We start from the raw sequence: 24,389 nt of genomic DNA on the forward strand, positions 1-24,389 counted from the left end.
TATAGGCGTAACACGAGTGAAGACCGGTTCAAGTCGAGGCTTGTGCGTCAGAATTTAGGCGTTTTTCACTAAGCTCGATGCCATCCGTGAGTGCCGCCAGTTCCTCAACAGAGGTCAATTCACCACGTGCGAGCTCAACCAGTTCTGATGGTAATTTTTTTGTAGACTTGACACCAAGATCACGAAGCATCTCGGCTTGGCGGATCACGTTACCTTTACCTGTGGTAAGGCGTTTGTGGGCATCGTCGTAAGACTCCTTTGCTTGTTTCAGACGGGCTCCTACCTGTTCAAGATCTTTCACGAAGTCAACCAACCTGTCGTAGAGCTCTGCTCCACGTTTGGCGATATCTTGCGCATTGCGGCTCTGCTGCTCTTGTCGCCACAGATGTGCCACGGTTCGAACAACAAAAAGCAGTGTGGATGGGCTGACCAAAAGAACATTTCGATCCCAAGCGTCCATGAAAAGTCGCTCATCATTTGAGATAGCGAGCATAAAAGCGGGTTCTATAGGGACAAACATGAGAACAAAGTCCAAACTACTGCCATAGAGCTTCTCGTAGCTCTTGGTAGATAGACCTAGGACATGTTTGCGAACCGAATCCATGTGTTTGCGGGCAGATTGCAGTCGATCTTCCTCCGTATCTGAGATGGTATATTCTTCGTAAGCATTCAGGCTGACCTTGGAGTCCACCACCAACTTGCGCTGCTCAGGAAGCATGATGACCACGTCCGGTTGCGCTCGACTACCATCTTCTCGGGTCTGACTGTCCTGGACGATGTACTCCATCCCCTTACGCAGGCCAGAAACCTCTAAGACCCGCTCAAGAACGAGCTCGCCCCAGTTGCCCTGTGCCTTGGTGTTCCCCTTCAATGCATTCGTCAGGTTTTTGGCTTCTTGGCTGAGCGCCTGGTTAAGAGAGGCTAGCTGACGAACTTGCTCTGCCATGGCGGATCGGTCTTTGCTCTCCTGCACATAGACTTCTTCGACTTTGCCCTTGAATTCGTGGATCTGTTGGCGCAGCGGATCGAGCAGTTGCCCGAGATTGGTCTGATTCTGTTCAGAAAATTTCTTGGATTTTTCCTCCAAGATGTCATTCGCTACGTTCTTGAACTGCTCGGATAGCGTGTTCTTGGCAGCTTCAAGTAATGCCAGTTTTTCTTGTGAAGACTTGAGCTCAGCCTGCAGTTGAGTGCTCAGTTGTGTGACCTCTGCTGTCAGTCGATTCACGCTCGACTCCGCATCCGAGCGAGCCAGCTTGGCCTGTCGTAATTCCTCTTCCAATGCAGGTATGCGCAAGGATTGTTCTTCCAATGCGGCGCGGCGTTCGCTGGACGATGCCTGAGCTGCCAAGGCAGCCTTGAGGCTTTGTCCGGAGTTGAACAATTCTTCTTCCAACGGCTTGATCCGAGAGGCTTGCTCTTCCAGGGTTGCCTTCTGACCGGTCAGGTTGTTAACGTCAATGACGGCCTGGGCCAATAGGCTACGCAATTGGACGAGGTCGTTTTCTAGGCCGCTTGCCTTTTCTGAATTTGATTGTGCGAGAGAGCCCTTCTCCGACGCTTCAGCAGAAACACGACGAAGTTCCTCGGTCTTGCTTTGCAGCTGCATGCGGACATTCGCCAGTTCATCTTCGAGCGGCTTTACCCTGGATGCCTGCTCTTCCAATGTGGCCCTGATGCCCGTCATTGTCTTTACATCCGCAGTCACCAGCCTTAACTGAGACATAGTCTCGTTCAACCGGTTTTCCAAGGCTTCTGCTCGCTGTGAGTTTGACTGGGCCAGACTTGCTTTCTCCGATGCCTCTGCGGTGATTCGGCGCAACTCTTCAGCCTGGTGGCTCAATTGTTCAGAAGTCGAATTGAGGCTTTTTTCCAAGCTCTCAACTCGGACGACTCGCTCCGACAATCTTGAAACTTCGTCTCTTGCTTGATTGAGATCTTCGCGACGACGATCAAGCTGAGCGTTCATTTCGCTGAAAGATGTAGAGTTCTTTTCTAGTGACGATTCCAGTGAATTGGAGCGCTCTCGCAGTTGAGAAAGTTCTGCTTGAGACTCAGACTGGGCCTTAAGCACTGCTGTCTCAACGGCCGAGATGCAATGGCTTTTGAACGCGAACCAAGTTGTAACTCCACCAAACACTAGGCCAAGAAAAACAGCCATTAGCAATTGCATCACTTGCGAATCCATTGAGTCTTGCCTCTATGAGTTAGCCACACCGCCATGAAGCATTTTCAAAATGACATAAAAATTTTAGAGCTCCACAACGAAGATTGTAACTTTGAATTAATTACTTTGGTTTTATTTTGTGGTGTCCCAATAGGCGGTAAAGTGATGTCGAACGGGGTCAAGTAGTGCAGGTAATCCGCGCTCGCAGGCCAGACCCAAATAAGCCGCAGCGCGGGTGGTGCCGACATAGATGTATTTGTCGAACAGTTCGGGCTGAAGTTCTGCCAGGCGGTCAACGCCCAAGAAGAAAACTGCCTCGAACTCCAGGCCCTTGATGTGCTTAATGTCGAATACTCGCACGCTGCTCTCTTGACCTACCGCCTGCCCTTCACGACACGCCATCACAGGAATGTTGTGCTCGCTCAGCAGAGCCTCTAGGGCCTTTGCAATCGGCGCTACCTCATCTTCGCTGTTGACGAAAACGGCAATGGATGGAAGCTGCTGCACGACAATCCGCTCGATATCAACGATGCGGTCTGCGAGCCATTGAACAATCTGCGTTGCTGAGCTGTTTTCCAGCAGAACTGGCGAAACCACTTCGTTGTTCACTTCTGTAGGTAGGCTGACGTTCGGCACAGAACCATTGACTGCACGGATGATGTCTTTCGCGAGGTCATTGAGCTGCCTAGACTGGCGGTAGGCTACCGCGATCTCATAAACCTCGACGCCGGGCAAGCTCCAGGACAGCGCTTCCGGACTTCGAACACCCCATGTGGTCAGTCGCTGGTTGAAGTCACCGCAAGCGAAAACCGATCGTGTCCGTGGGTGAGCCAGCGCGTTCATGCATGCCAGTTGCAGTGGCGAAAAGTCGGTGGCCTCGTCCACCAGAATCTGATGTCGGTGACAGCTCATGACGCTCTTCAACGGCGCCCATTGCAGGCTGTCAATTGCGCGCTGGATACTCCGACGGTCGATCAACTGGTTGCCTGCTTTGAGGGTGGCCAGCAGGATGACATCCAGCTCCAGCGGGTTAACGTCACGCTGATCAAATGTTCCAGACTGGTACCAAGTTCCCGCGCCCTGCCGTTCACGGCGAAAGGCGCGATAGCGCTTGCTGACACCACTGATATACCCACGGGCCGGCGTGACAAAGCGGCGAGCAGCTGATAGAAGAATCAGCTTGTTCCCTATATCGATGAGGTCACTTTGATGAAGCACGCGGGCACCCAGCCACTCTATGATTTTGCCGCTGCGGTTGGCCTTGTTCGCCGCACGTTTAGTGGCAGCGCCACGAGCCAAGACCCTGAGCGCTTGGTAATACTCGTTGGTCGCGGCCTGTACACCAACTTTGGGTGCTTGCACATCTTCCTCGTCGTCCACGTCCACTTCTTCGGCCTCGTCCGTTTCTGTTTGCTGCAAAGTCTCTAGAAACGCGGCGAACTCGGCCACGAAGTTGCGATTTGTCTGAAGTTGTGCAATCAACCCGGCTTCGAGTCGTTTGCCGATATCTTCCCTGAACTGGGCTACAAAAGACTGAACCCTAGGCAACTCTTCTGCCAACTGGCTCAAGGTTGCTGGCCAACTTTGATGTTCGCCTAGTACCAAAGACAACAGCTTTCCTAATTCGTCAGCTTGCCTAATGTTCGATTGCTGGAGGACCTGGGCGGCAGTGGTCAGCTCCTGCAGGTAGCTTTGACCTTGCCAAACATCAAAGTCAGTGAACCACTCGACTTGGTTCTTTATCGTGGTGTCCAGCAAGCTGCTCAGGCCGGCCTTCTGGACGAAGGTCCCGCCACCGGTAGGTGTTCTGAGGATGCTGAAGGTCTGTCTGCATAGTTCTCGTCGATGGTCGTCCCAAGTCCGAAGGTTTTGATCAGACGCCGGCACCAACTCGCGGTTGAATGCTTCTTTCAGGTATTGTTTGAGCAGTTCCGTTGGCGTGAACATGAGCCAACTGCGCTCATGTGACAGGCCTTGCGCAAGCGCCACCTCCTGGACCACGCGTTGTTCGTCTTCATCGAGATACTGGATGTCTAGCTTCTGACCCAGGCGGCGAATCAGGGTTGTGGTTTTTCCCGTACCGGGTGGTCCCAGCAGAACGACCTGATGTGACAGCGGCAGACGGAAAACCTCGTCCTGAAACTTGTCAAGAATAGGCTGATCCCGTAGCCCCATTCGTGTGATTACACTTCGGCGGATGCCTTCTTCAATAGTCGCATTCTTGGCCTCCTTGGCGCGGATTTCTGCCAGGATCTTGCTTGCGCTGTGTGTCGGTTGCTCCGCTTTCAAAAGAGCCCGAAGTGAGTCAATCGTGACGCTGGGTAGGTCTTCGCGCTGTATGACCGAATAAGCATCCCACTGCCCGTTGACCTTCTCAGGACGAAGGCCTGTTTTGGAGACGACGATCCAGGCTTGGCCATCGGGAGTGAGGTACTCATCCCCTACTGGCATCGACGCTAGACGACCCCACTTAGTAAGGTAGCTGATGACTCCAAATCCGGCCATACCCTGATCCGCACGGCAGAAGAAACGGGTATGGAGTCCACCCTTTTCGTCTTCAGCAACAACACGGGAGACCACCGGCTCTTTGCTTAACCGCTGGTAGGCCGCACGATTCTGTTGATTGACTTGACCCAGGTTGCGCATCGCAGCTTCCGAGACAGAGCTAGGCACAAGCGTGTCCACACTGGGGCCATTTGGGTCTTTTAGCCAGGAGTGCGCCGCTGTGGAGACTTCTTGGAGCTTTCCGAGCACCTCTTCTGCAATCGGTGCCAAGGCGTTGTGATCTGCACTGTTCAAGCTTTACTCCTGCTTCGGGTTCAGTTTTTTTATTTGTAAGGACGACAATCAAAGCCACCACATCGGGGTCGTTACTCTTAGTAAATTCGCCCTTAGTGGCATAGGTATCGTCGAATGAAAGCAGGTTGAAGGCCGTCCACTCTATATTCTGGCGCTTAAGCAGCCATCACCGCAACTAGCGGTTTCTATGTTCAAACAATATTCTTGGACCAAATTATTACTCAGAAAGCTTTCTTTTAAGCAGGTTGTTCACTTGCCCCGGATTGGCCTTGCCCTTGCTGGCTTTCATGATCGGGCCGACCAAAGCCGTTCAATGGCCTTGGCAGTTACCCGCCTTGAACTCTTCCACGTTCTTGGGATTCGCCGCCAGGACTTCGTCGATGATCTTTTCCAGCTCGCCGGTGTCGTTCATCTGCTTGAGGCCTTTGGATTCGATGATGGCGTCAACATCGCCTTCGCCGCTACCGGAGGGGCCTTCTTTGTTCCACAGACCTTCAAACACCTGACGCGCCGCGCTGTTGCTGATGGTGTTGTCGCTGATGCGGCCGATCAGGGCGGCCAGTTGTGCAGCGCTCACAGGCGATTGTTCGATGGCCATTTCGCTGGCGTTCAAGCGGCGTGAAACTTCGCCCATGATCCAGTTGCTGGCCAGTTTGGGCTGGCCACAGGCCTTGGCGGTGGCTTCGAAGTAGGCGGCAACCGCTTTGCTTTGGGTCAGCTGCGTGGCGTCGTATTCGGGCAGTGCGTAGTCTTTGACGAAAGCGCTCGGCCATCACGCGGGGCAGCTCGGCCATTTCGCTTTTGACGCGTTCCACCCAGTCGCGGCCAATCACCAACGGTGGCAGGTCCGGGTCGGGGAAAGTAACGGTAATCGGCAGCGTCTTCCTTGGTGCGCATGGCGCGGGTCTCGCCCGTGTCGGGGTCGAACAGCACCGTGGCTTGTTGGATGGCGCGGCCGTCTTCAATTCTGTCGATCTGCCAACGCACCTCATAGTCGATGGCTTGCTGCATGAACTTGAAGCTGTTCAGGTTCTTGATTTCGCGTCGGGTGCCCAGCGGCTGGCCGGGCTTGCGCACCGAGACGTTGGCGTCGCAACGGAAAGAGCCTTCTTGCATGTTGCCGTCGCAGATGCCGATCCAGGTCACGATCTTGTGCAGCTCTTTGGCGTAGGCCACGGCTTCTTCGCTGCTGCGCATGTCGGGCTGGGTCACGATTTCCAGCAAGGGGGTGCCCGCGCGGTTCAAATCGATGCCACTTTGCCCAATGAAGTCTTCGTGCAGCGATTTGCCCGCGTCTTCTTCGAGGTGGGCGCGCTCCAGTCGTACGGTTTTGCGCACGGTCTCTTTGCCTTCTTCCAAGAAGAAGGACACCTCGCCGCCTTGCACCACCGGGATCTCGAACTGGCTGATCTGATAGCCCTTGGGCAGGTCGGGGTAGAAGTAGTTTTTGCGCGCAAAAATGCTGCGCTCGGCAATGTGGGCGTTGATGGCCAGGCCGAACTCGATGGCGCGTTCAACCGCGCCGATGTTCATCACCGGCAGTGTGCCGGGCAGGGCCATGTCCACCGCGCAGGCTTGGGTGTTGGCTTCTGCGCCAAACGCTGTCGGGGCGCGGCTGAAGATCTTGCTCTTCGTAGAAAGTTGGGCGTGTGTTTCGAAGCCGATGACGACTTCGTAGCCTTGGACGAGTTTGCTCATGGTTGGGCTCCTGCCGGGCCGCCCCAAAGGAGCCCAGCACCCCCTTGGGGGGCAGTGAATACACGAAGTGATGAACGTGGGGGCATCATTTCACCCCCTCCGGCTTGCGAAGGTGAAAATCGGTCGCTTGTTGCAGGCGGTGTGCAGCGTTCAGCAACTGGGCTTCTTTGAAGTAGTTGCCGATCAGTTGCAGGCCCACGGGCATATTGCCAGCGCCAAAGCCTGCGGGCACGCTCATGCCGGGCAAACCGGCCAAAGAGGCGGGCAGGGTGAAGATGTCGGCCAGGTAGTCGGCCACCGGGTCGCCCGCGTTCTCGCCAAACTTCCAGGCCACCGACGGGGCCACGGGGCCAGCGATGACGTCGCATGCTTTGAACGCGTTTTGGAAATCGTCGGCGATCATGCGGCGGATTTTTTGGGCTTGCAGGTAGTAGGCGTCGTAGTAGCCATGCGAGAGCACATAAGCGCCCGTCATGATGCGGCGCTTGACCTCGTTGCCAAAGCCTTCGGCGCGGGTCTTTTTGTACATGTCCACCAAGTCTGTGTAGTCCTTGGCGCGGTGGCCGAACTTCACGCCGTCAAAGCGGCTGAGGTTGGAGCTTGCTTCGGCCGGGGCAATGATGTAGTACACCGGAATCGACAACTCGGTGCGCGGCAGGCTGATGGGCACCAGCTTGGCGCCCAGCTTTTCGTATTCGCGCAAAGCACCGTCCACTGCAGCGCGCACATCGGGTGCCAGGCCTTCACCAAAGAACTCTTTGGGGATGCCAATGCGCAGGCCTTCAAGCGAGTTGTTCAACGATGCGCCGAAGTCTTCAGTCGGCATGTCCAGCGAGGTCGAGTCGCGGTCGATGTCGCCACCGCACATGGCGCTCAGCAACAGGGCGCAGTCCTCGGCGCTGCGGGCCATGGGGCCTGCTTGGTCAAGGCTCGAAGCGTAGGCGATCATGCCGTAGCGGCTGGCGCGGCCATAGGTGGGCTTGATGCCGGTGATGCCACAAAAGCTGGCGGGCTGGCGGATCGAACCGCCGGTGTCGGTGCCGGTGGCGGCGGGGGCCAGGCCTGCGGCCACAGCCGCAGCGCTGCCGCCAGACGAGCCGCCGGGCACGCGGGCCGTGTCCCAGGGGTTTTGCACCGGGCCGTAAGCCGAGTTTTCGTTGGCCGAGCCCATGGCGAATTCGTCGCAGTTGAGCTTGCCCAAAGTGACCATGCCCGCTGTGCGCAGGCGCTGCACCACGGTGGCGTCAAAGGGTGATCGGTAGTCGCTCAGGATTTTGGAGCCTGCGGTGGTGGCGAAGTCGCGGGTGACGAACACGTCTTTGTGCGCCACCGGCACGCCTTCCAGTGGTCCGGCTGTGCCGTTGGCCAGCTTGGCGTCGGAGGCTTGGGCTTGGGCCAGCGTCACTTCGCTGTCGATGTCCAAAAAGGCGTTGTGTGGGTTGCCACCCAAACGGGCCAAAAAGCCGGTGGCCACTTCCACAGCGCTGACTTGTTTGGTCTTGAGGGCCTGGGCCAGTTCGGCCACGGTCATGTCGTGCAGAGAATTCATCGTGCGGCTCACTCGATCACCTTGGGCACCAAAAACAGCCCGCGCTCGACGGCCGGGGCGCTGCGCTGGTTCAAATCGCGCTGGTTGGGTTCGCTGGCCACGTCGGGGCGCAGGCGCAGCGTGATGTCCTGGATGGCGGCCACGGGGTGGGCCATGGGGGTGATGCCGGTGGTGTCCACGGCCTGCATGGCCTGAACGATGCCGAAAAAGCCGTTGATTTGCGTGAGCATGCGCTCGCTTTCATCGGGCTGAAGCTCCAGCCGAGCCAAGTTGGCGATGCGGGCAATATCCTGTGGGGTCAGGGACATGGTTTGAAAAGAGTTGTAAAGAAGGTGTTTTTCCGGCCCAAAAGGAGCGGGGGCGCACCTGTTTCACCGGGGGATCGGGTATTATCCTGCGTTTGGTTCGTTTGGCTGTGCAGTCGTTGAGACTGCCCTGATACCGACCTGAATTGACTGCCGCGCTCACCCCAGCAAGCCTTTCGCAAGCTTGGGGCCTGACGTGTCCAAGGACCTTTGCATGTTTTCTTCTTTACGCCGTTATTTCTCCACCGACCTGGCCATTGACCTGGGCACCGCCAACACCCTGATCTTTGTGCGCAACAAAGGCATCGTCCTCGACGAGCCCTCTGTCGTGGCCATCCGTCACGAAGGTGGTCCCCAGGGCAAGAAGACCCTGCAAGCCGTGGGCCATGAAGCCAAGGCCATGCTCGGCAAAGTGCCCGGCAACATCGAAGCCATTCGCCCCATGAAGGACGGCGTGATTGCCGACTTCACAGTGACCGAGCAGATGCTCAAGCAGTTCATCCGCATGGTGCACCCCCGCAGCACCTTCCGTCCCAGCCCCCGCATCATCGTCTGTGTGCCTTGCGGCTCCACCCAGGTCGAGCGCCGGGCAATCCGCGAATCGGCTTTGGGTGCGGGCGCCTCCGAGGTGTATCTGATCGAAGAACCGATGGCCGCTGCCATCGGCGCGGGTCTGCCAGTCTCCGAAGCCTCCGGCTCGATGGTGCTGGACATTGGTGGTGGCACCACCGAAGTTGGTGTGATCTCGCTGGGGGGCATGGTTTACAAGGGCAGCGTGCGGGTGGGCGGTGACAAATTTGACGAGGCTATCATCAACTACATCCGCCGCAACTATGGCATGCTGATCGGTGAGCCCACCGCCGAGGCCATCAAGAAAAGCATCGGCTCGGCCTTCCCCGGCAGCGACGTCAAGGAAATGGAAGTCAAGGGCCGAAACCTGTCCGAGGGCGTGCCTCGCAGCTTTACCATCAGCTCCCAAGAAATCCTCGAAGCACTGACCGACCCCCTCAACCAGATCGTCTCGGCTGTCAAAAGTGCGCTGGAGCAAACCCCTCCGGAGTTGAGTGCAGACATTGCCGACCGCGGCATGGTACTGACAGGCGGCGGCGCTTTGCTGCGAGACCTGGACCGCCTGCTGGCCGAAGAGACCGGCTTGCCCGTTCTGGTGGCCGAAGACCCGCTGACTTGCGTGGCACGCGGTTGTGGCTTGGCACTGGAGCGCATGGACCAGTTCGGCAGTATTTTCACCAGCGAATAAACACGGCTTAGCCCTCGCCTCGCATCCGGAGCACTCACTGCATGGCCCTGGATACTTTTGAGCGCCATGTCCCGCCGATTTTCCGGCGGGGCTTGTCCACAACGACCAAGCTGGTTTTGCTCAGTCTGCTGTCGCTGATGTTGATGGCAGCAGACCATCGCCTTCAGATATCTCAGCCCTTGCGTGCGGGAGTGGCGCTTGCATTGTCGCCTTTGCAATGGCTGTCATTACAACCCGCCCATTTGTGGAATATGGTGAGCAACTACCTCATTGGTGTTGAGTCCGCACGCGATGCCGCTTTGTCATACGAAGCCCGAACCATTGCCCAAGCCCAACGACTGCAACAAGTCGAACAATTGCGTCTGGAAAACGCCAACCTGCGCCAATTGCATGAATTGCGGTCGAGCGTCTTTGGCCCCAGCAAAGCGGTTGAAGTTTTGTACGACACGTCCGATCCCTACTCGCGTCGCGTGGTGGTTGACCGGGGGCAGTTTGCCGGTATCGTGACAGGCTCGGCCGTTATCGATGCTGCCGGCGTGGTCGGTCAAGTCACACGGGTCTACCCTATGGTGAGTGAAGTCACCTTGCTCACCGATCGCCACCAGACCATTCCGGTCATCAATGCCCGCTCGGGCACTCGCCATGTGGCCAACGGCAGCCCCATGTTTGCGGGCGGTTCGTTGGAGCTGATGTTTGTGCCTTCGGGCACCGATATGCAAAAAGGCGACCTGCTCACCACCAGTGGCATTGATGGCATTTATCCACCGGGCTTGCATGTCGGGCGCATCTCGCAAATCGATCGTCGCGTGGATGGGTCTTTTGCGACCGTGCATGCCGAACCCACCGCCCGCGAACGCGGGCGGCACTTGTTGGTCTTGCTGCCCATCAAGGACTGGCCCGCCAGACCTGCGGCTGACACGGCCCAAGACACCATAGGCAAAACAACCAGCAAAGACGCGCAAGACAGCGGCACAGGAGCCAAACCATGATCATGCCGGCGGGACGCCCTCTGCTGTTGCCGGCAAACCCCCGGTTCATCGGGATGAGTCTGGTGCTGGCCTTGCTCTTGCACATGCTGCTGGGTTTGTGGGGACAAGATTGGCTGCCCGATGTACTGGCCGTCACCCTTGTGTTTTGGACTGTGCACCAGCCCCGCCGAGTCGGGCTGCTGCTGGCCTTTGCCATGGGACTGATGGTGGATGTGCATGAGTCTGCCTTGCTGGGGCAAAACGCCTTGTCGTATGTGGTGTTGTGCGGCTTGGCCAGTGCCTCACAAAGGCGATTGTTGTGGTTTCCGCTGGACGAGCAAGCCTTGCAGATCCTGCCCCTTTTCATTGCAGCCTCTGTCTTGGAGTGGGTTACCCGCCTGTTGGCCAACGATTCCTGGCCCTACTGGTCGATGCTGGTGGCCCCCTTTTTACAAGCTGGCCTTTGGCCCTTGATAGGTGCCATGCTGCTGGTGCCGCAACGCAGGGCTTTTGAGCGCGATGACATCCGGCCACTTTGAGCATGTCACTGCCTTTGCCCACTCTCGCGGAATTGCGCGACATCCACAAAGAGATTGAACGCTTTCACTCACGGGTTGTGATCGTTCAATGGGTGATCCTGCTTTGCTTTGCCTTGCTGGCAGCACGTCTGATTTATCTGCAGGTCATCCGGCACGATGACCTGATGGCGCAAGCCGAAAGCAACCGCACAGCCATCTTGCCCACGGTGCCACCACGCGGCAATGTTATAGACCGCAACGGCGTGGTGCTGGCCAGCAACTATTCGGCCTATACCTTGGAAATCACCCCCTCCAAAGTCAAGGATCTGGAAGCCACCATAGACGCGCTGGCAGAGCTGGTGAACATCCAGACCAAAGACCGCCGTCACTTCAAGCGTTTGCGTGAAGAGACAAAAAACTTTGCCTCCTTGCCCATTCGAAACCTGCTCACTGATGAAGAAGTTGCCCGCTTCAGTGCCCAGAGTTACCGATTTCCCGGGGTCGAAATCAAAGCCCGCCTGTTCAGACAGTACCCCTACGGCGAGCTGGCCAGCCATGTGATTGGCTACATTGGCCGCATCAACCAGCGTGACAAGGAAATGCTGGAGGAAAACGACAACATCGCCAATTACCGTGGCACAGAATACATCGGCAAACTCGGCATCGAACAAGGCTACGAACGCGAACTGCACGGCATCACCGGCGTCAATTGGGTCGAGACTTCGGCGGGCGGGCGGGCCATTCGCAATCTGTCGAGCCGACCAGCGACACCGGGCCAAAACGTGGTGTTGTCCATCGACATCCAATTGCAAAAGATGACTGAAGACCTGTTTGGCCAGCGCCGGGGGGCCTTGGTGGCGCTGGACCCCAAAACCGGCGAGGTACTTGCCTTCGTGAGCAAACCCACCTTTGATCCGAACTGGTTCGTGGATGGCATTGATGTTGAGAACTGGCAGTTGCTCAATGAATCCATCGACAAACCCTTGCTCAACCGCGCTTTGCGCGGCACCTATCCACCAGGCTCCACCTACAAACCCTTCATGGCGCTAGGCGCATTGGCCACCGGTAAACGCTCCGCCAGCACCATCATTCAAGATTCGGGCTCGTGGACCTATGGCGGTCACACGTTTCGTAGCCACGGAGACCATGGCCTGGGTGCGGTGGACATGGTCAGCTCGATCGTCTCATCGAGCAATGTTTACTACTACTCGCTGGCCAATGAAATGGGGGTTGACGTCATCCATGACTTCATGAAGCCTTTGTGGTTTGGTCAGCGCACGGGCATCGACTTGCCAGGCGAGGTGCGCGGCATCCTGCCCAGCACCACATGGAAGCGCAACTATTTCAAGAAACCCGATCAAAAACAATGGTTCAGCGGCGAGACCATTTCGCTGGGCGTCGGCCAGGGTTACAACGCATTCACCATGTTGCAACTGGCCTCGGCAACGGCCACCTTGGCCAACCGGGGTCTGCAGTTCAAGCCGCAAGTGGTCACCGCCACACAAGATGCGCTGACCCACGCACAAACGCAAGTGGCTGCACAAGCACCGATGGACCTGGGCTACAAACCCGAGCACCTGGATGTGGTGCACAAGGGCCTGGTGGGCGTCGTCACGTCGGGCACCTCGGCACGGGTGTTTGCTGGAGCGGGCTACACCAGTGCTGGCAAAACCGGCACGGCACAAGCGGTGACGATTGGGCAAAAAGACAAATACAACGCAGCCAAATTGTCTGAGTACCAGCGTGACCACTCTCTGTATATGGCCTATGCCCCAGCGGAATCCCCGACGATTGCGCTGGCTGTGGTGGTCGAAAACGCTGGCTTTGGTGCCGCTGCGGCCGCGCCCATTGCACGGCGGGTGTTTGACTACTGGTTATTGGGGCAATACCCCAGTGAAGATGACATAACTGCCACACAAAGAGGCCAGTCCTCCAGCCCGATCGGCAAACCCCGGGCCAAGAAAGATGTGCCGCTGCTGAGTCCCAAAGCCGTGCCCGCCGACAAGGCACTGGAAGCCGTCAAACCATGAGCCGCGTTTGACTCAACTGGCGTAAACCGTCTCGAAATCAGCGAAGCCTTTGACCTCGATGGGGTTACCAAACGGGTCCAAGAAAAACATGGTCCATTGCTCACCGGGCTGACCGGCAAAGCGCAGGTGGGGCTCGACCACAAATTGCATGCTGCGCGATTTCAAGCGCTCGGCCAGCTCTTGCCAATCGGCCTTTTGCAAGACCAAGCCAAAATGCGGCATGGGCACCAGGTGTTCACCCACAAGGCCCGTCAAGGTGGTTTTGAAGGGCTCGCCCAGATGCAGCGAGATCTGGTGCGAGAAAAAATCAAAGTCAACCCAAGTCTCGGTCGATCGGCCCTCTTGGCATCCGAGCACATCGCCATAAAAGCGGCGCGCTTCATCCAAGTCTGTGACGTGAAAAGCGAAATGAAAAAGACTGTGCATGCACTCCAGCATAGCAGCGCCGCAGCTCGAAGCCCTGGGTAAACACCGCGATATGCCATCGCCCACACGGTGGGGCCATGCGGCATGACAATCAGCGGCCTTGTTCCTTGCGCGTCTGGCAAACGATGCAGCGTTTGGCGGTCGGGTAGGCGCTCAGGCGTGCGGGCGGAATGGTCACGCCGCAGTCGGTGCACTGGCCATAGGTGCCCGCATCAATACGCTCAAGTGCAGCGTCGATGTCTCCCAGCTCGGCGGTTTCGTGTTCGTTGATGGCGAACTCGGTTTGCCGCTCAGAACGGATCTGGGCGCGCGACTGAAAGCTGTTGTCAAAGTGGTCCGCGGCCATGTCAGCGCGCGAGACCAGACCGCCACGCTGCTCGGCGATGCGCTGCAGCAGCTGCGTGCGCTCTTGCAAAAGACGCTCGCGGTAAATGGAGAGGCTTGGGGTGTCGGATGAAGTCATGGCTTCATCCTAGGCGCCTGGGGTGACGCGGTATTGATGTGGGTCAACCCCCGCTGCCGCATGGCATCGGCCATGGGCCGGGGTTGACGCGCCTTAAGCGCTCAAGCGCACAGACTCAGCTTTTGGCTTTCATGCGCGACATCATCAATTCCATATTGGCTTTGCGGTCCGCGTTGACCGTCTGCATGTGGGGGCGCTCGCCCATCATCTTGAGGTAGTCGCGCACAGGCAGCTCGGCCAGGAAGTCTTTGCCGTAAATCAACTTGGTGACGCCAGACACCAAGGGCAGGTGCACCACGGCGGCGCAGTCGGCCAACGTCAAGCTGTCGCCCGCGATGAAGGGAGCGAACTTGGCCAACTTGGCAAATGCAGCCACGCTCTTTTCGAGCTGCGCTGCGGTTTTCTCTTTGACCGAGTCGCTCACCTTGCCGCCAAAAAAGGCTTCGGGGTAGAGGTTGCGCGCAACCAGCTCCAAGTGCAGGTCCAGAAACAGCGCCAACTCGCGCACCTTGGCAGCGGCAAACGGGTCGGCAGGGATCAAGGGGTTTTGCGGGTACTTTTGTTCGATGTATTCCAGCATCACGGCCGACTCGCACACCGCGCCCTCTGGCGTCTTGAGGTAAGGCACTTTGCCCAAGGGGCTGGCTTGCGCATCGGTCGCGCCCACCCAAGCCAGCTCCTCGACAAAAGGCACGCCTTTTTCGAGCAAGGCCAATTTGACTTTGTTGTGGTAATTGCTGGCTGCAAAGCCGCAGAGTGTGAGCATGAGGGTCTCCGAGAAAGGGTAAAAATCACAGATTAGCCCAAGACCCGACTCGCTCAGGTCACACAGTTGACCGTTCAGCTCGGCAAGGGGTAGGCCGCGCAGGTGGCCACATGCTCGGTTGGCCATCAGGCGGTTACAAGCGCGGGCCAAATGGCCAATGCCATAATTCGTGCCATGTTCAACCTGCAATCCCTGCGCAATGCCCACCGACTCACCCGCTTCGTGCTGGTGTGGTTTGCCTTGTTTGTCGGGGCGGCGGTGGCCTCACCGCTGGTCAAGCCAGAAGCCGTGCAACTGGTTTGCAGCGCCATTGGCGGCGTGAAACTGGTGCCGGTGGATGCTGCAGGTGCTGATGTGGATGGCACGGTGGCACACACCGCGCTCGACTGCCCCGCCTGCTTGCCCCTGATCGCGCCTCCCGCGGCCGATGTACTGGCCAAGTTGCCAACGGGTGATTTGCCCCATGCTTTGCGAGCCCTGCCGGCGGCTCGCTTGGCCAGTTTGCTGGGTCAGCCCTGGCAAGCCCGCGCACCCCCCATCTTTTTCGCCTGAAACACCGCCCCTTGATGCGCTGGCGCGCTGGGGCTGAGTCGGTTTAGGCGCCCAACTGTGCCAGTGCACCCTGCTTCATAGGGTGTGCCTTGCGCACTGTCTGTGTCTCTTCATCTGTTCGATAACCACCAGGAGTGATCCATGTTCCGTCCCGCTTTGTCTGTGTCTGCCCTTTTTCTGGCCATGACCGTGTCCTTGTCGGCCCAAGCCCAAGTGACTGTGAAAGACGCCTGGGTGCGCGCCACCGTGCCCCAGCAAAAGGCCACGGGTGCCTTCATGCAGCTGCAATCGGCGCAAGACGCCAAATTGGTCTCGGCCCAATCGCCTGTGGCGGGTGTGGTCGAGGTGCATGAAATGGCCATGGACGGCGGCGTCATGCGCATGCGTGCTGTGCCCAACCTGGATTTGCCTGCGGGCAAAGCCATCGACCTCAAGCCCGGCGGCTACCACGTCATGCTGATGGACCTGAAGGCCCAAGTCAAAGACGGTGACACCGTGCCCGTGACGCTGGTGGTGGAAGGCAAAGACGGCAAGCGCCAGTCTGTGGAGTTGAAAGTGCCCGCCCGCACCGCCGCTGCACCGGCCATGAAACACGGCGAAGGCCACAAGCACAAGCACTGATCGCCCATTCACTGCTTGATACCCTCTTGATCAGCCCATGACCTGGACTTCCGCACCACTGCGCAGGCTCACCCAGTTGATACTGTGCGCGATGCTGCTGGCGGCTTTGGCTCCCACGCTCTCGCGTGCGCGAGCCTGGGGCCAGGGCAGTGCTGCGCCGTGGATGGAAATCTGTACCGCCCAGGGCACGCAAAGCCTGGGGGTAGATGTAACGCTCGACGCGCTGACTGACGAAAGGCCTCAACCCGGCAAAACCATGGTGGACCACTGCGCCTTTTGCTTGCTGGTCTGCGACCGGATGGCACCACCCAGCAGCCCCTTTGCGTGGCAGGCTCTGCCTCAGGCGCCACCTCCGTTGGCGCACTTCGATACACACCGACCTCTGTCCATTCTGCATTGGACAGTCCTCACTCGCGCCCCACCTGCCCACGCCTGATTTCAGTCGTGGCAGCTCGGGTGTTTGCCCGTCTGCTGTTGGCCAGAGCCACGCTTTCGAGCGCTCGCCCTGGCTCCAATTCAAACAGGAGCAACTTGTGAATTATTTGACCCAAATTCCGATGGACGAATCCATCGATGTACGCCGAGGACAAACCTTGTTGATTGCGGGCACCTTAGGCCCTGTGTGGCGCGTGAACCAAGGCGTGTTCAAGCTGGAACGTCCCAGTCTGGAAGGCCAAACCTTGGTGCAATTGGCTATGCCGGGTGACTTGATCGGCGTCGAAGCCTTGTGCTCAGCCCCGTATGCGTTTTCGGTCACAGCTTTGGTGAGTGGCCGAGCGCAGCCACAACAAATCGGCCACGAAGCGGCTCGCCACACGACCATGGCGCAAGGCTTTCTACAACAACAACGACAAACTTGCGACATGCACCGATTGCGCACAGGCCCCATATCGCGTCGGTTGGCATTTTTGCTCACGGTATTGGGCAGGCAAGCCGATGGACGTGTGATCGAATTGCAGCGCAAGCAATTGCCCACGCTCAAAGAAATGGCCCGCGTGGTGGACTCGACCTTCGAAACCGTCTGCCGCGAACTCAATGCTTTAGTGCCTGAGCGCCATGAGAAGCCCATTCGCATTGCAACAACTTGGGCCAATGGGTCGCCATACGCCATGGCTGCATGAAAGACGTGCCATGAATGCAATGGTTCACCTGACTTGGAAATTCATCACAAACTCAGCCATGCACGCTGGCTTGTGGATGTGCGCCCTGATCTTGTCACTCAACCTGGCACACGCCCACGACTTCAAGCAAGGTGATCTGGTGATCGACCATCCCTATGCCACGCCCAGCCTGGCTGGCACACGCAACGGTAGCGTTTATTTCAAAGGCCTGCGCAACCGGGGCGGCCAAGCCGACCGCTTGATCGCCGCCAAAAGCGCCGTGGCCGAACGTGTCGAGCTGCACCAGATGCAGATGGACGGGACCATCATGCGCATGCGTGAAGTGCCCGCCATCGAACTGCCTGCACGCACCGAAGTCAATCTGCGCCACGGTGGTGCGGGCACACACCACCTGATGCTGCAGGGTCTGAAACAGCCTTTGAAAGACGGCGACCGCTTCGACCTGGAGCTGGTCTTTGAAAAAGCCGGCACACGCAAAGTCAATGTCTGGGTGCAAACACCGCGCTCAGGCAACGCCACCCATACACATCCACACTGAAACCTTTTAGGAGTCCCCATGAAAACCCTCCTCATCACAGCCGCCGCCCTGGCACTCGCCGCATGCAGCACGGTGCCCAACGCGCCAAAAACCGCGCAGGTATCGCTCAACTTTGCAGCTCAAATCAACGGCCAGCCTTTTGCCTGCGGCCAGCGTTACGACGGCGTGGGCACCACACGTTCGAGCATCACGCCCAGTGACTTTCGCATGTATGTGAGCGAGGTGAAGTTGTTGCGCCAAGACGGCAGCGCCGTGCCGGTGCAATTGGCGCAAGACGGCATTTGGCAGCACCAAAACGTGGCCCTGATCGATTTTGAAAACGGCACCGGCCCCTGCCGCAATGGCACCACCGCCACCAACACCGCTGTGCGGGGCCAAGTACCTGCAGGTAACTATGTGGGCGTGGAACTCACCGTGGGCGTGCCCTTTGCGCAAAACCACCAGGACCCCACCGTGGCCCCCGCACCGCTCAACTCCACAGCCATGTTCTGGAACTGGCAAGGCGGCTACAAGTTCATCAAGTTTGACACCACCAGCAGCGGCATCAACGATCAACAGCCTGCTGGTGCCAATGCCATGGGGCCCGTCACGCGTTACTCGGTGCACCTGGGCAGCACCGCGTGCGCAAGCGAGAGCCGAACCCAAGCCCCCAGTGCTTGCCAAAACCCCAACCGCATGACCGTGCGCCTGAACCAATTTGACCTGGCCAAAAACACTGTGGTGGTGGACATGGGCGCTGTTTTGGCGCAGGCCAATGTGGACGTGAACGCCAAAGGCACATCGCCTGGCTGCATGAGCTTTCCCAAAGATGCCGACTGCACTCACGTGATGAACGCCCTGGGCCTGGCCTATGACGGCGTGCCCGCCAATGGGGCGCAACGCCTGTTGTCCAAGCGTTGATCGGTCATGAAACGCTTGTCTCGCCTCTTGGTGTTGTTGCCCGCTTTGGTGTTGGGCTGGGTGTTGCTGAGCGGCAGCGCCTTGCAGGCCTATCACTGGGGCCTCCCGGCCTGGGTGCCTCGCCCGGTAGAGCACGCTGACAACCCCATGAGTGCGGCCAAGGTCGAGCTGGGCCGGCACTTGTTTTATGACCAACGCCTGTCTGCCGACAACAGCATGTCGTGCGCCAGCTGCCACCATCAGGACAAAGCCTTCACCGACGGGCGGGCCTTGTCTGAAGGTGTAACGAAGGAGTTGAGTAGCAGAAGTGCGATGTCTTTGGCCAATGTGGCGTATTTGCCCGTGCTCACCTGGGCCAACCCCAACCTGACTGCGCTGGAGGTTCAAGCCTTGCTGCCCCTGTTTGGCGAACATCCGGTCGAGATGGGCATGGCGGGGCGGGAAAAAGAGCTGTTTGCACGCCTGCAAGCCGATGCGCGATACCGCGAACTGTTTGCCAAAGCCTTCCCAGCCGAGGCGCGTCAAGGGTCTGAGGCACTTTTTTCTTTGAGCACACTGACCAAGGCTCTTGCCAGTTTTCAGCGCAGCCTGCTGTCGTTTGACAGCCCATATGACCGCTACAAATACGGCGGGCAAACCCATGCGATCAGTGCCTCGGCCAAGCGCGGCGAAGCGCTGTTCTTTGGCGAAAAAATGGAGTGCTACCACTGCCACGGCAGTTTCACCTTCACCGACAACATCCGCCACAAAAAACTGCCTTTAGCCGAGCAGGGCTTTCACAACACAGGCCTGTACAACCTGGACGGCCGAGGCGCATATCCGGCCGACAACATCGGCATCAGCGAGCTGACGGGTAACCCTGACGACATGGGCCAGTTCCGCACGCCCACACTGCGTAACGTGGCACTGACCGCGCCCTACATGCACGACGGCTCGATCCCGACACTGCAGCAAGTCATTCGCGAGCACTACGCCCAAGCGGGCCGCGCAGGCAACACCCCTAAAGGACCCAACCCCATGCGCAGCTCGCTGATCGCAGGGTTTGAAGTGAGCGAGCAAGAAGTCACCGACTTGGTGGCGTTCTTGAATGCACTGACGGACAAGACATTCGTTCAAAACCCTCGGCATGCCAATCCATGGGTTTTGAATCGCTGAAATCGAGCGCGCCATGTTCATCCCTCCTTCAAATTTGTGTCGTCTCGCCCGCCTGGTGCTGGCCTGGTACGTGCTGTTTGTGGGCGTGTCGGTTTTGGCTTCAACGCTGCAGCCCAAAACCATGGAAGTGGTGTGCTCCAGCATGGGCATCATGAAACTGGTGGTGCTGGGCGAGGAGGGTGAAACCCAAGTACGCAGCAGCATGGACTGCCCACTGTGCGCCCACACCACGCCCGCCCTTCCGCCGCCCACGTTGGCCGATCTGGCCCATGTGCCCGATGCCCGTTCGCACATCGTCCAGCGTCTACCGGCTGCCATCTTGCTGGCGCGCACGGCACCGCCATTGCCCTCTCGAGGGCCGCCTGCTTTCAATTGATCTTGACTGAACCGTGCTGAACACCGCCAGGTGTTCGGCGCTTGTTGTCACTGCTGCCCTGTGTGCTGGCGGTGATGGATCGATTTGAAACTTGCCATGAAAAACACCCTTTCTCTTTCTCCTTTGTCTTTGGCCGTGCTCGGCCTTTTCGCCGGGCTGAACGGCCATGCCGTGGCCCAAACCGGCAATGCGTTGGACACCATCGTGGTGTCTGGTTCACGCTCTGAGACCAAACTGTCCGAAACGCCCGTGTCCATCGGCTCGGTCAGTCGTGCCGAATGGGATGCAGACAAGCCCAAAACCATGGGCGAGATCATCAACCGCATTCCCGGCGTGTTTTGGAACGATCTGGGCAACGAACAACACAGCATGGGCATCCGCCAACCCATCAGCACTCAGTCGGTTTACCAATACCTGGAAGACGGCATCCCGATTCGGCCTATGGGCGTGTTCAACCACAACGCGCTCAACGCCATCAACACCAACGGCGCCAGTGGTGTCGAAGTGGTCAAAGGCGCCGCATCTTCGCTGTATGGCAGCAATGCGGTCGGTGGCGCGGTCAACTTTTTGACCCAGCGCTCTTCCCGCACCCCAACGGGCTACATGGGCATTCGCCACGACAGCACCGATGGTTTCACGCGCATCGATTCGGGAGCCAGCAACACCTGGGGCGATCTGGGCTTGCGCTTCTCGCATTACAGCTCGCAACGCGACAGCCTCAATTGGCAGCAGCACAGTGGCGGAACCAAAGACTCTTTCTCCTTGCGCGGCGATTACAACCTGAGCGCCACTTCATGGATGCGGGCTTCCTTGGTACACACGAACCTGGACTCCGACACACCGGGCAGTTTGTTTGAAAATGACTTTCGCACGAACCCCGGCAAGAGCATCAACACCTTCACGTGGCGCAAAGACAAAACCACGCGCGCCAATGTGGCCTGGGAAGGTGAAACCAGCCGTGGTGGTCTGACGACGGTCACTTTCTTTGCACGCAACAACGACCATGCCCAGCTGCCCAATTACACGATCAACTCCAGATTGCCCAGCTCGTCAAACAGTCCTTGCAATGAGACGGCATCTGACGGCGGAACAAGTTGCAGAGGAACCATCAACAACAACCATGTTCGATCCTTAGGGGTTGACATCAAACACACCCAAAAACTAGATACTCTGCGAGCGCGACTGGTGACGGGTGTCTACATAGACCGCAGCCAGAATGATTTTGTCTCCGACAACTTGGCCATCGTGCGCGATGCACTGACAGGGCGCTACATCAGTTACAGCCTGAACAGCGTCAACAACCCCAATGGCGTTCGCAACTATGGTGTGGGCATTGCCAACGATGCGGCGTTTGCACAGCTGGAGTTCAGCCCCAGTGACAAAGTTCGGGTGGTTGCAGGTGGGCGCTATGACAGCATCCGCTACGACTTCAAGAACAACTTGACGCCCGGCGCCAACTTTGGTGCATCCAACGAAGTTCGAAACTTCGCCAAGTTCAGCCCCAAGCTGGGCGCCACCTATGCACTCAACGCCAGCAGCAGCCTGTACAGCAACCTGAGCCTGGGCTTCACCCCGCCCGAGGTCAGTCAACTCTATGGGACCCAGAACATCCCCAATTTGAAGCCAGCAACCTATGACAACATGGAACTGGGCTTGCGGTCGATATGGACGTCTGGCATTCGATTGGATTCGGCCATTTATCAGCTCGACGGGAAAGACACCATCGTGTCATTCAATCGCGTCAATGAAAATGCTGGGCGTACACGCAGCCGTGGTGTTGAGTTGGCGCTCAACCAAAACATCGGCCCATTCGATTGGCGCATTGGCGTCAACTTGGCGCAGCACGAGTACTTGAACTACCGAACCAGCAGCACCGAAGACTTTTCCGGAAAAAGCATGCCTGGGGCACCTCAACAGACCGTCAATGCCCGTATCGGCTGGAAAGCCACTGCCAAAGCGCGTGTGGCCCTCCAAATGGTGCACGTTGGCAGCTACTGGATGGACGATGCCAACACCACCCGATACGCGGGACACAACGTGTTCAATCTGACAGCCACCCATTCATTGAGCGATGGCTGGGAAGTCTGGGGGCAAGTGCTCAACCTCACGGATAAGGCCTATGCCCACACAGCCAGTCGCAGTCGAGGCGCCAACACTTATGCACCAGGTGCGCCTAGAAGCATCATGGTGGGCTTGAGCAAGTCGTTCGGAAGCCGATGAGTCACTGCGGACCTGACAAGCATCCGACCCAAGGCTGGGTATTGGCCCAGGTCCGCAGGTCATTTTTTTTGTCATTGATCAAGGCTGAATTTTCATGTTGAACCCCACACGTTTGCACCCATGGCTTTTGGCATTGACCCTGTTCATGCACAGCCTGATTTCACCCGCCATGGCCCAGGAGAAGAGCCAAGCTGCCGGTCATGGACGCCACCAGCGCCCCCAACTGGCCACAGGCACGGCCATCGCGCCCGATGGTCGTTTGTGGGTGGTGGGTCTCAATGCAGAGGCGCAGCTGTTTGTGCAAAGCACACCCTTGGGTGGCACTTTGCAGTGGAGCCCGGCGCGCATTCTGGACACGGGCAAAGACCCGATTGCGGCCGATGGCGAAAGCCGTCCCAAAATTGCTTTTGGCCCGAACGGTTGGGCGGTGATCAGCTACACCATGCCTTTGGCCAAACGCTTCACGGGTTTTATCCGCATGCTGCGAAGCAACGATGGCGGAGCCACTTTCAGTGCGCCCTTCACGGTGCATCAAGACCGACAGGAAATCACCCACCGATTTGATGCAATCGCCTTTGATGGCGATGGCGTCTTGCACACGCTGTGGATCGACAAACGCGATCAACCCCCCAAAGGCTCTGCGCAAGCCTATGCCGGTGCCGCCATCTACCGCAATGCGTCCAAGGACGGTGGTCAGACTTTTGGCCCAGACACCAAAGTGGCTGACCACTCTTGCGAGTGCTGCCGCATTGGCTTGGCCCGCAGCCCACAGGGCACGATGCAGGCAACCTGGCGCCATGTGTTTGAGGGCAACACACGCGACCACGCCTTTGCCACGGTGGGCGAGCCTGCCAACCGCATCACCCGCAGCACATACGACGGCTGGCAAATCAACGCCTGTCCACACCATGGCCCTGGCTTGGCCACCGATGCCACGGCTGCATTCAACGGGTACCACACCGTCTGGTTTGGCATCCGAAAAGTCAACGGACAGGACTTGGCCGCTGTGCGTTACGCCCGATTGAATCCACGCGGAGAACCCCAGCCCAAGTCAGAGCAAGTCTTGCCCGACCCACGCGCCGAACACGCCGATGTGATGGCGCATGGCGCCAACGTGGCCGTGGTCTGGCGCAGCAGCGATGGGGCAGTGACCACGCTCAAAGCTTGGTTGTCGCAAGACGGAGGGCAAAGCTTCAAGCTCAAAACCCTGAGCCAAACAACAGGTCACAACGACCACCCCCGCTTGGCCCAAAGCGGCAGCAAGATGGTGGTGGTTTGGCGCACCACGCAGGAGACACAAGTCCATGACATCGCTTTTTAAATCCGCCGCAGCCTTTGCCTTGTTCGGTGCTTGCTTTGCTTTGCAGGCGATGGCTCAGCCCTCGGCCAATACCTCGGCACACGCACACCACGGGACGAACCACAAGGCGGGCGCCACCGTGCGCAGCGTGTTGCCGTTTGACGAAAAAACCTGGGTGCAGTTGCTGGCGCAAGGCCCAAGGCCTTCGGCCTACCTGTTCACCACCTCGTATTGCAGTACTTGCCCCGCTGCGTTTGCGGTGCTGCATGACGCGGTGCAGAACCGAGCCAACCCACCGCCTTTGAACGCGGTGATGATGGATGTGACGGGGCCACAGGCCTTGCGCCATGCCTCGCACCTCAAGGGTTTGTCGCGCATGTACGCCTTTGACGGTTTCGAGCCCGCCATCCGACAAGCGGTCGACCCCAACTGGCCCAACGTCACGCCCTATCTGGTGCTGGTGGACAGCAAAGGTCAAACCCAACGGGTGATTGGCCCGCCCTCTGCGGAGATGCTCAGCCGTTGGCTGACAACACGCTGATCCTGTTCATGCCGTTCATGCCGATCCAACGATAGATTTTTCCCTCATGAACACATAGCCAAACAGTCGTTTGCGTTTTGCAAACTCACTTCCAAAATTCTGCCCATCAGATTTTTGA

22 protein-coding genes and 1 pseudogene are annotated in these 24,389 nt (G+C 58.1%); 15 read left to right on the forward strand and 8 right to left on the reverse strand.

Features of this window, described 5'->3' with window-relative positions:
* Positions 1–28: 28 nt before the first annotated feature.
* From rmuC to gatC, 5 genes and pseudogenes are all read right to left on the reverse strand, one after another.
* Positions 29–2,188 carry a DNA recombination protein RmuC gene (gene rmuC / locus HEQ17_RS13305; protein ID WP_296293174.1) on the reverse strand — a complete coding sequence of 720 codons (2,160 nt, stop codon included), beginning with the start codon at positions 2,186–2,188 and terminating at the stop codon, positions 29–31.
* 111 nt (positions 2,189–2,299) lie between these two features.
* Positions 2,300–4,966: an ATP-binding domain-containing protein gene (locus HEQ17_RS13310; protein WP_296293175.1), complete on the reverse strand. Its 2,667-nt coding sequence runs from the start codon at positions 4,964–4,966 to the stop codon at positions 2,300–2,302.
* 217 nt (positions 4,967–5,183) lie between these two features.
* Positions 5,184–6,664, reverse strand: a pseudogene (gatB, locus tag HEQ17_RS13315) (Asp-tRNA(Asn)/Glu-tRNA(Gln) amidotransferase subunit GatB).
* Between the two features lie 85 nt (positions 6,665–6,749).
* Entirely contained in the window at positions 6,750–8,213 is a 1,464-nt protein-coding gene (gatA, locus tag HEQ17_RS13320; protein WP_296293176.1) for an Asp-tRNA(Asn)/Glu-tRNA(Gln) amidotransferase subunit GatA, read from the reverse strand.
* Positions 8,214–8,221: 8 nt separating this feature from the next.
* Positions 8,222–8,521 carry an Asp-tRNA(Asn)/Glu-tRNA(Gln) amidotransferase subunit GatC gene (gene gatC, locus HEQ17_RS13325; RefSeq protein WP_296293177.1) on the reverse strand — a complete coding sequence of 100 codons (300 nt, stop codon included), beginning with the start codon at positions 8,519–8,521 and terminating at the stop codon, positions 8,222–8,224.
* 211 nt (positions 8,522–8,732) lie between these two features.
* Between gatC and HEQ17_RS13330 the strand changes: the two genes are divergently transcribed.
* From HEQ17_RS13330 to mrdA, 4 genes are read left to right on the forward strand one after another with little or no spacing between them, the layout of a single operon-like run.
* A complete protein-coding gene (locus tag HEQ17_RS13330) occupies positions 8,733–9,776 on the forward strand; it encodes a rod shape-determining protein (protein WP_296293178.1) in 1,044 nt (347 codons plus the stop codon).
* A gap of 41 nt (positions 9,777–9,817) precedes the next feature.
* Positions 9,818–10,765: a rod shape-determining protein MreC gene (gene mreC / locus HEQ17_RS13335; RefSeq protein ID WP_296293179.1), complete on the forward strand. Its 948-nt coding sequence runs from the start codon at positions 9,818–9,820 to the stop codon at positions 10,763–10,765.
* Positions 10,762–11,283, forward strand: coding sequence for a rod shape-determining protein MreD (gene mreD, locus HEQ17_RS13340; RefSeq protein WP_296293180.1), 522 nt, complete (start codon positions 10,762–10,764; stop codon positions 11,281–11,283). Before mreC ends, mreD begins: the two co-directional genes overlap by 4 nt.
* Before the next feature lie 2 nt (positions 11,284–11,285).
* Positions 11,286–13,292 carry a penicillin-binding protein 2 gene (mrdA, locus tag HEQ17_RS13345; RefSeq protein ID WP_296293181.1) on the forward strand — a complete coding sequence of 669 codons (2,007 nt, stop codon included), beginning with the start codon at positions 11,286–11,288 and terminating at the stop codon, positions 13,290–13,292.
* A 12-nt stretch (positions 13,293–13,304) separates the two neighbouring features.
* On the opposite strand, the gene HEQ17_RS13350 is transcribed toward mrdA, so the two are convergent.
* From HEQ17_RS13350 to HEQ17_RS13360, 3 genes are all read right to left on the reverse strand, one after another.
* Complete coding sequence (locus HEQ17_RS13350; protein WP_296293182.1) at positions 13,305–13,718, reverse strand: VOC family protein; 414 nt, start codon at positions 13,716–13,718, stop codon at positions 13,305–13,307.
* A 91-nt stretch (positions 13,719–13,809) separates the two neighbouring features.
* A complete protein-coding gene (locus tag HEQ17_RS13355) occupies positions 13,810–14,181 on the reverse strand; it encodes a TraR/DksA C4-type zinc finger protein (protein WP_296293183.1) in 372 nt (123 codons plus the stop codon).
* Between the two features lie 115 nt (positions 14,182–14,296).
* Positions 14,297–14,947 (reverse strand): glutathione S-transferase, encoded by a 651-nt coding sequence (locus HEQ17_RS13360; RefSeq protein WP_296293184.1) that lies wholly within the window; start codon positions 14,945–14,947, stop codon positions 14,297–14,299.
* Positions 14,948–15,097: 150 nt separating this feature from the next.
* Between HEQ17_RS13360 and HEQ17_RS13365 the strand changes: the two genes are divergently transcribed.
* The 11 genes from HEQ17_RS13365 (at position 15,098) to HEQ17_RS13415 (ending at position 24,271) form a co-directional block, all read left to right on the forward strand.
* Complete coding sequence (locus HEQ17_RS13365; RefSeq protein ID WP_296293185.1) at positions 15,098–15,499, forward strand: DUF2946 domain-containing protein; 402 nt, start codon at positions 15,098–15,100, stop codon at positions 15,497–15,499.
* A 141-nt stretch (positions 15,500–15,640) separates the two neighbouring features.
* Entirely contained in the window at positions 15,641–16,120 is a 480-nt protein-coding gene (locus HEQ17_RS13370; protein ID WP_296293186.1) for a copper chaperone PCu(A)C, read from the forward strand.
* A 37-nt stretch (positions 16,121–16,157) separates the two neighbouring features.
* Positions 16,158–16,556 (forward strand): DUF2946 family protein, encoded by a 399-nt coding sequence (locus HEQ17_RS13375; protein WP_296293187.1) that lies wholly within the window; start codon positions 16,158–16,160, stop codon positions 16,554–16,556.
* Between the two features lie 97 nt (positions 16,557–16,653).
* Positions 16,654–17,241 (forward strand): hypothetical protein, encoded by a 588-nt coding sequence (locus tag HEQ17_RS13380; RefSeq protein WP_296293188.1) that lies wholly within the window; start codon positions 16,654–16,656, stop codon positions 17,239–17,241.
* Between the two features lie 10 nt (positions 17,242–17,251).
* Positions 17,252–17,779: a copper chaperone PCu(A)C gene (locus tag HEQ17_RS13385; protein ID WP_296293189.1), complete on the forward strand. Its 528-nt coding sequence runs from the start codon at positions 17,252–17,254 to the stop codon at positions 17,777–17,779.
* Positions 17,780–17,797: 18 nt separating this feature from the next.
* The gene (locus tag HEQ17_RS13390) at positions 17,798–18,679 is read left to right on the forward strand and encodes an MbnP family copper-binding protein (RefSeq protein WP_296293190.1); all 882 of its coding nucleotides are present in this window, start codon (positions 17,798–17,800) and stop codon (positions 18,677–18,679) included.
* A gap of 6 nt (positions 18,680–18,685) precedes the next feature.
* A complete protein-coding gene (locus HEQ17_RS13395) occupies positions 18,686–19,834 on the forward strand; it encodes a methanobactin export MATE transporter MbnM (protein WP_296293191.1) in 1,149 nt (382 codons plus the stop codon).
* Positions 19,835–19,847: 13 nt separating this feature from the next.
* Positions 19,848–20,210: a DUF2946 family protein gene (locus HEQ17_RS13400; RefSeq protein ID WP_296293192.1), complete on the forward strand. Its 363-nt coding sequence runs from the start codon at positions 19,848–19,850 to the stop codon at positions 20,208–20,210.
* 96 nt (positions 20,211–20,306) lie between these two features.
* Complete coding sequence (locus HEQ17_RS13405; RefSeq protein WP_296293193.1) at positions 20,307–22,430, forward strand: TonB-dependent receptor; 2,124 nt, start codon at positions 20,307–20,309, stop codon at positions 22,428–22,430.
* A gap of 94 nt (positions 22,431–22,524) precedes the next feature.
* Complete coding sequence (locus HEQ17_RS13410; RefSeq protein WP_296293194.1) at positions 22,525–23,751, forward strand: hypothetical protein; 1,227 nt, start codon at positions 22,525–22,527, stop codon at positions 23,749–23,751.
* Complete coding sequence (locus tag HEQ17_RS13415) at positions 23,735–24,271, forward strand: hypothetical protein (RefSeq protein ID WP_296293195.1); 537 nt, start codon at positions 23,735–23,737, stop codon at positions 24,269–24,271. Before HEQ17_RS13410 ends, HEQ17_RS13415 begins: the two co-directional genes overlap by 17 nt.
* Positions 24,272–24,389: the final 118 nt, after the last annotated feature.

Origin of the sequence: Limnohabitans sp. (assembly GCF_023910625.1) — a bacterium.
Lineage (GTDB): Bacteria > Pseudomonadota > Gammaproteobacteria > Burkholderiales > Burkholderiaceae_C > Limnohabitans_A.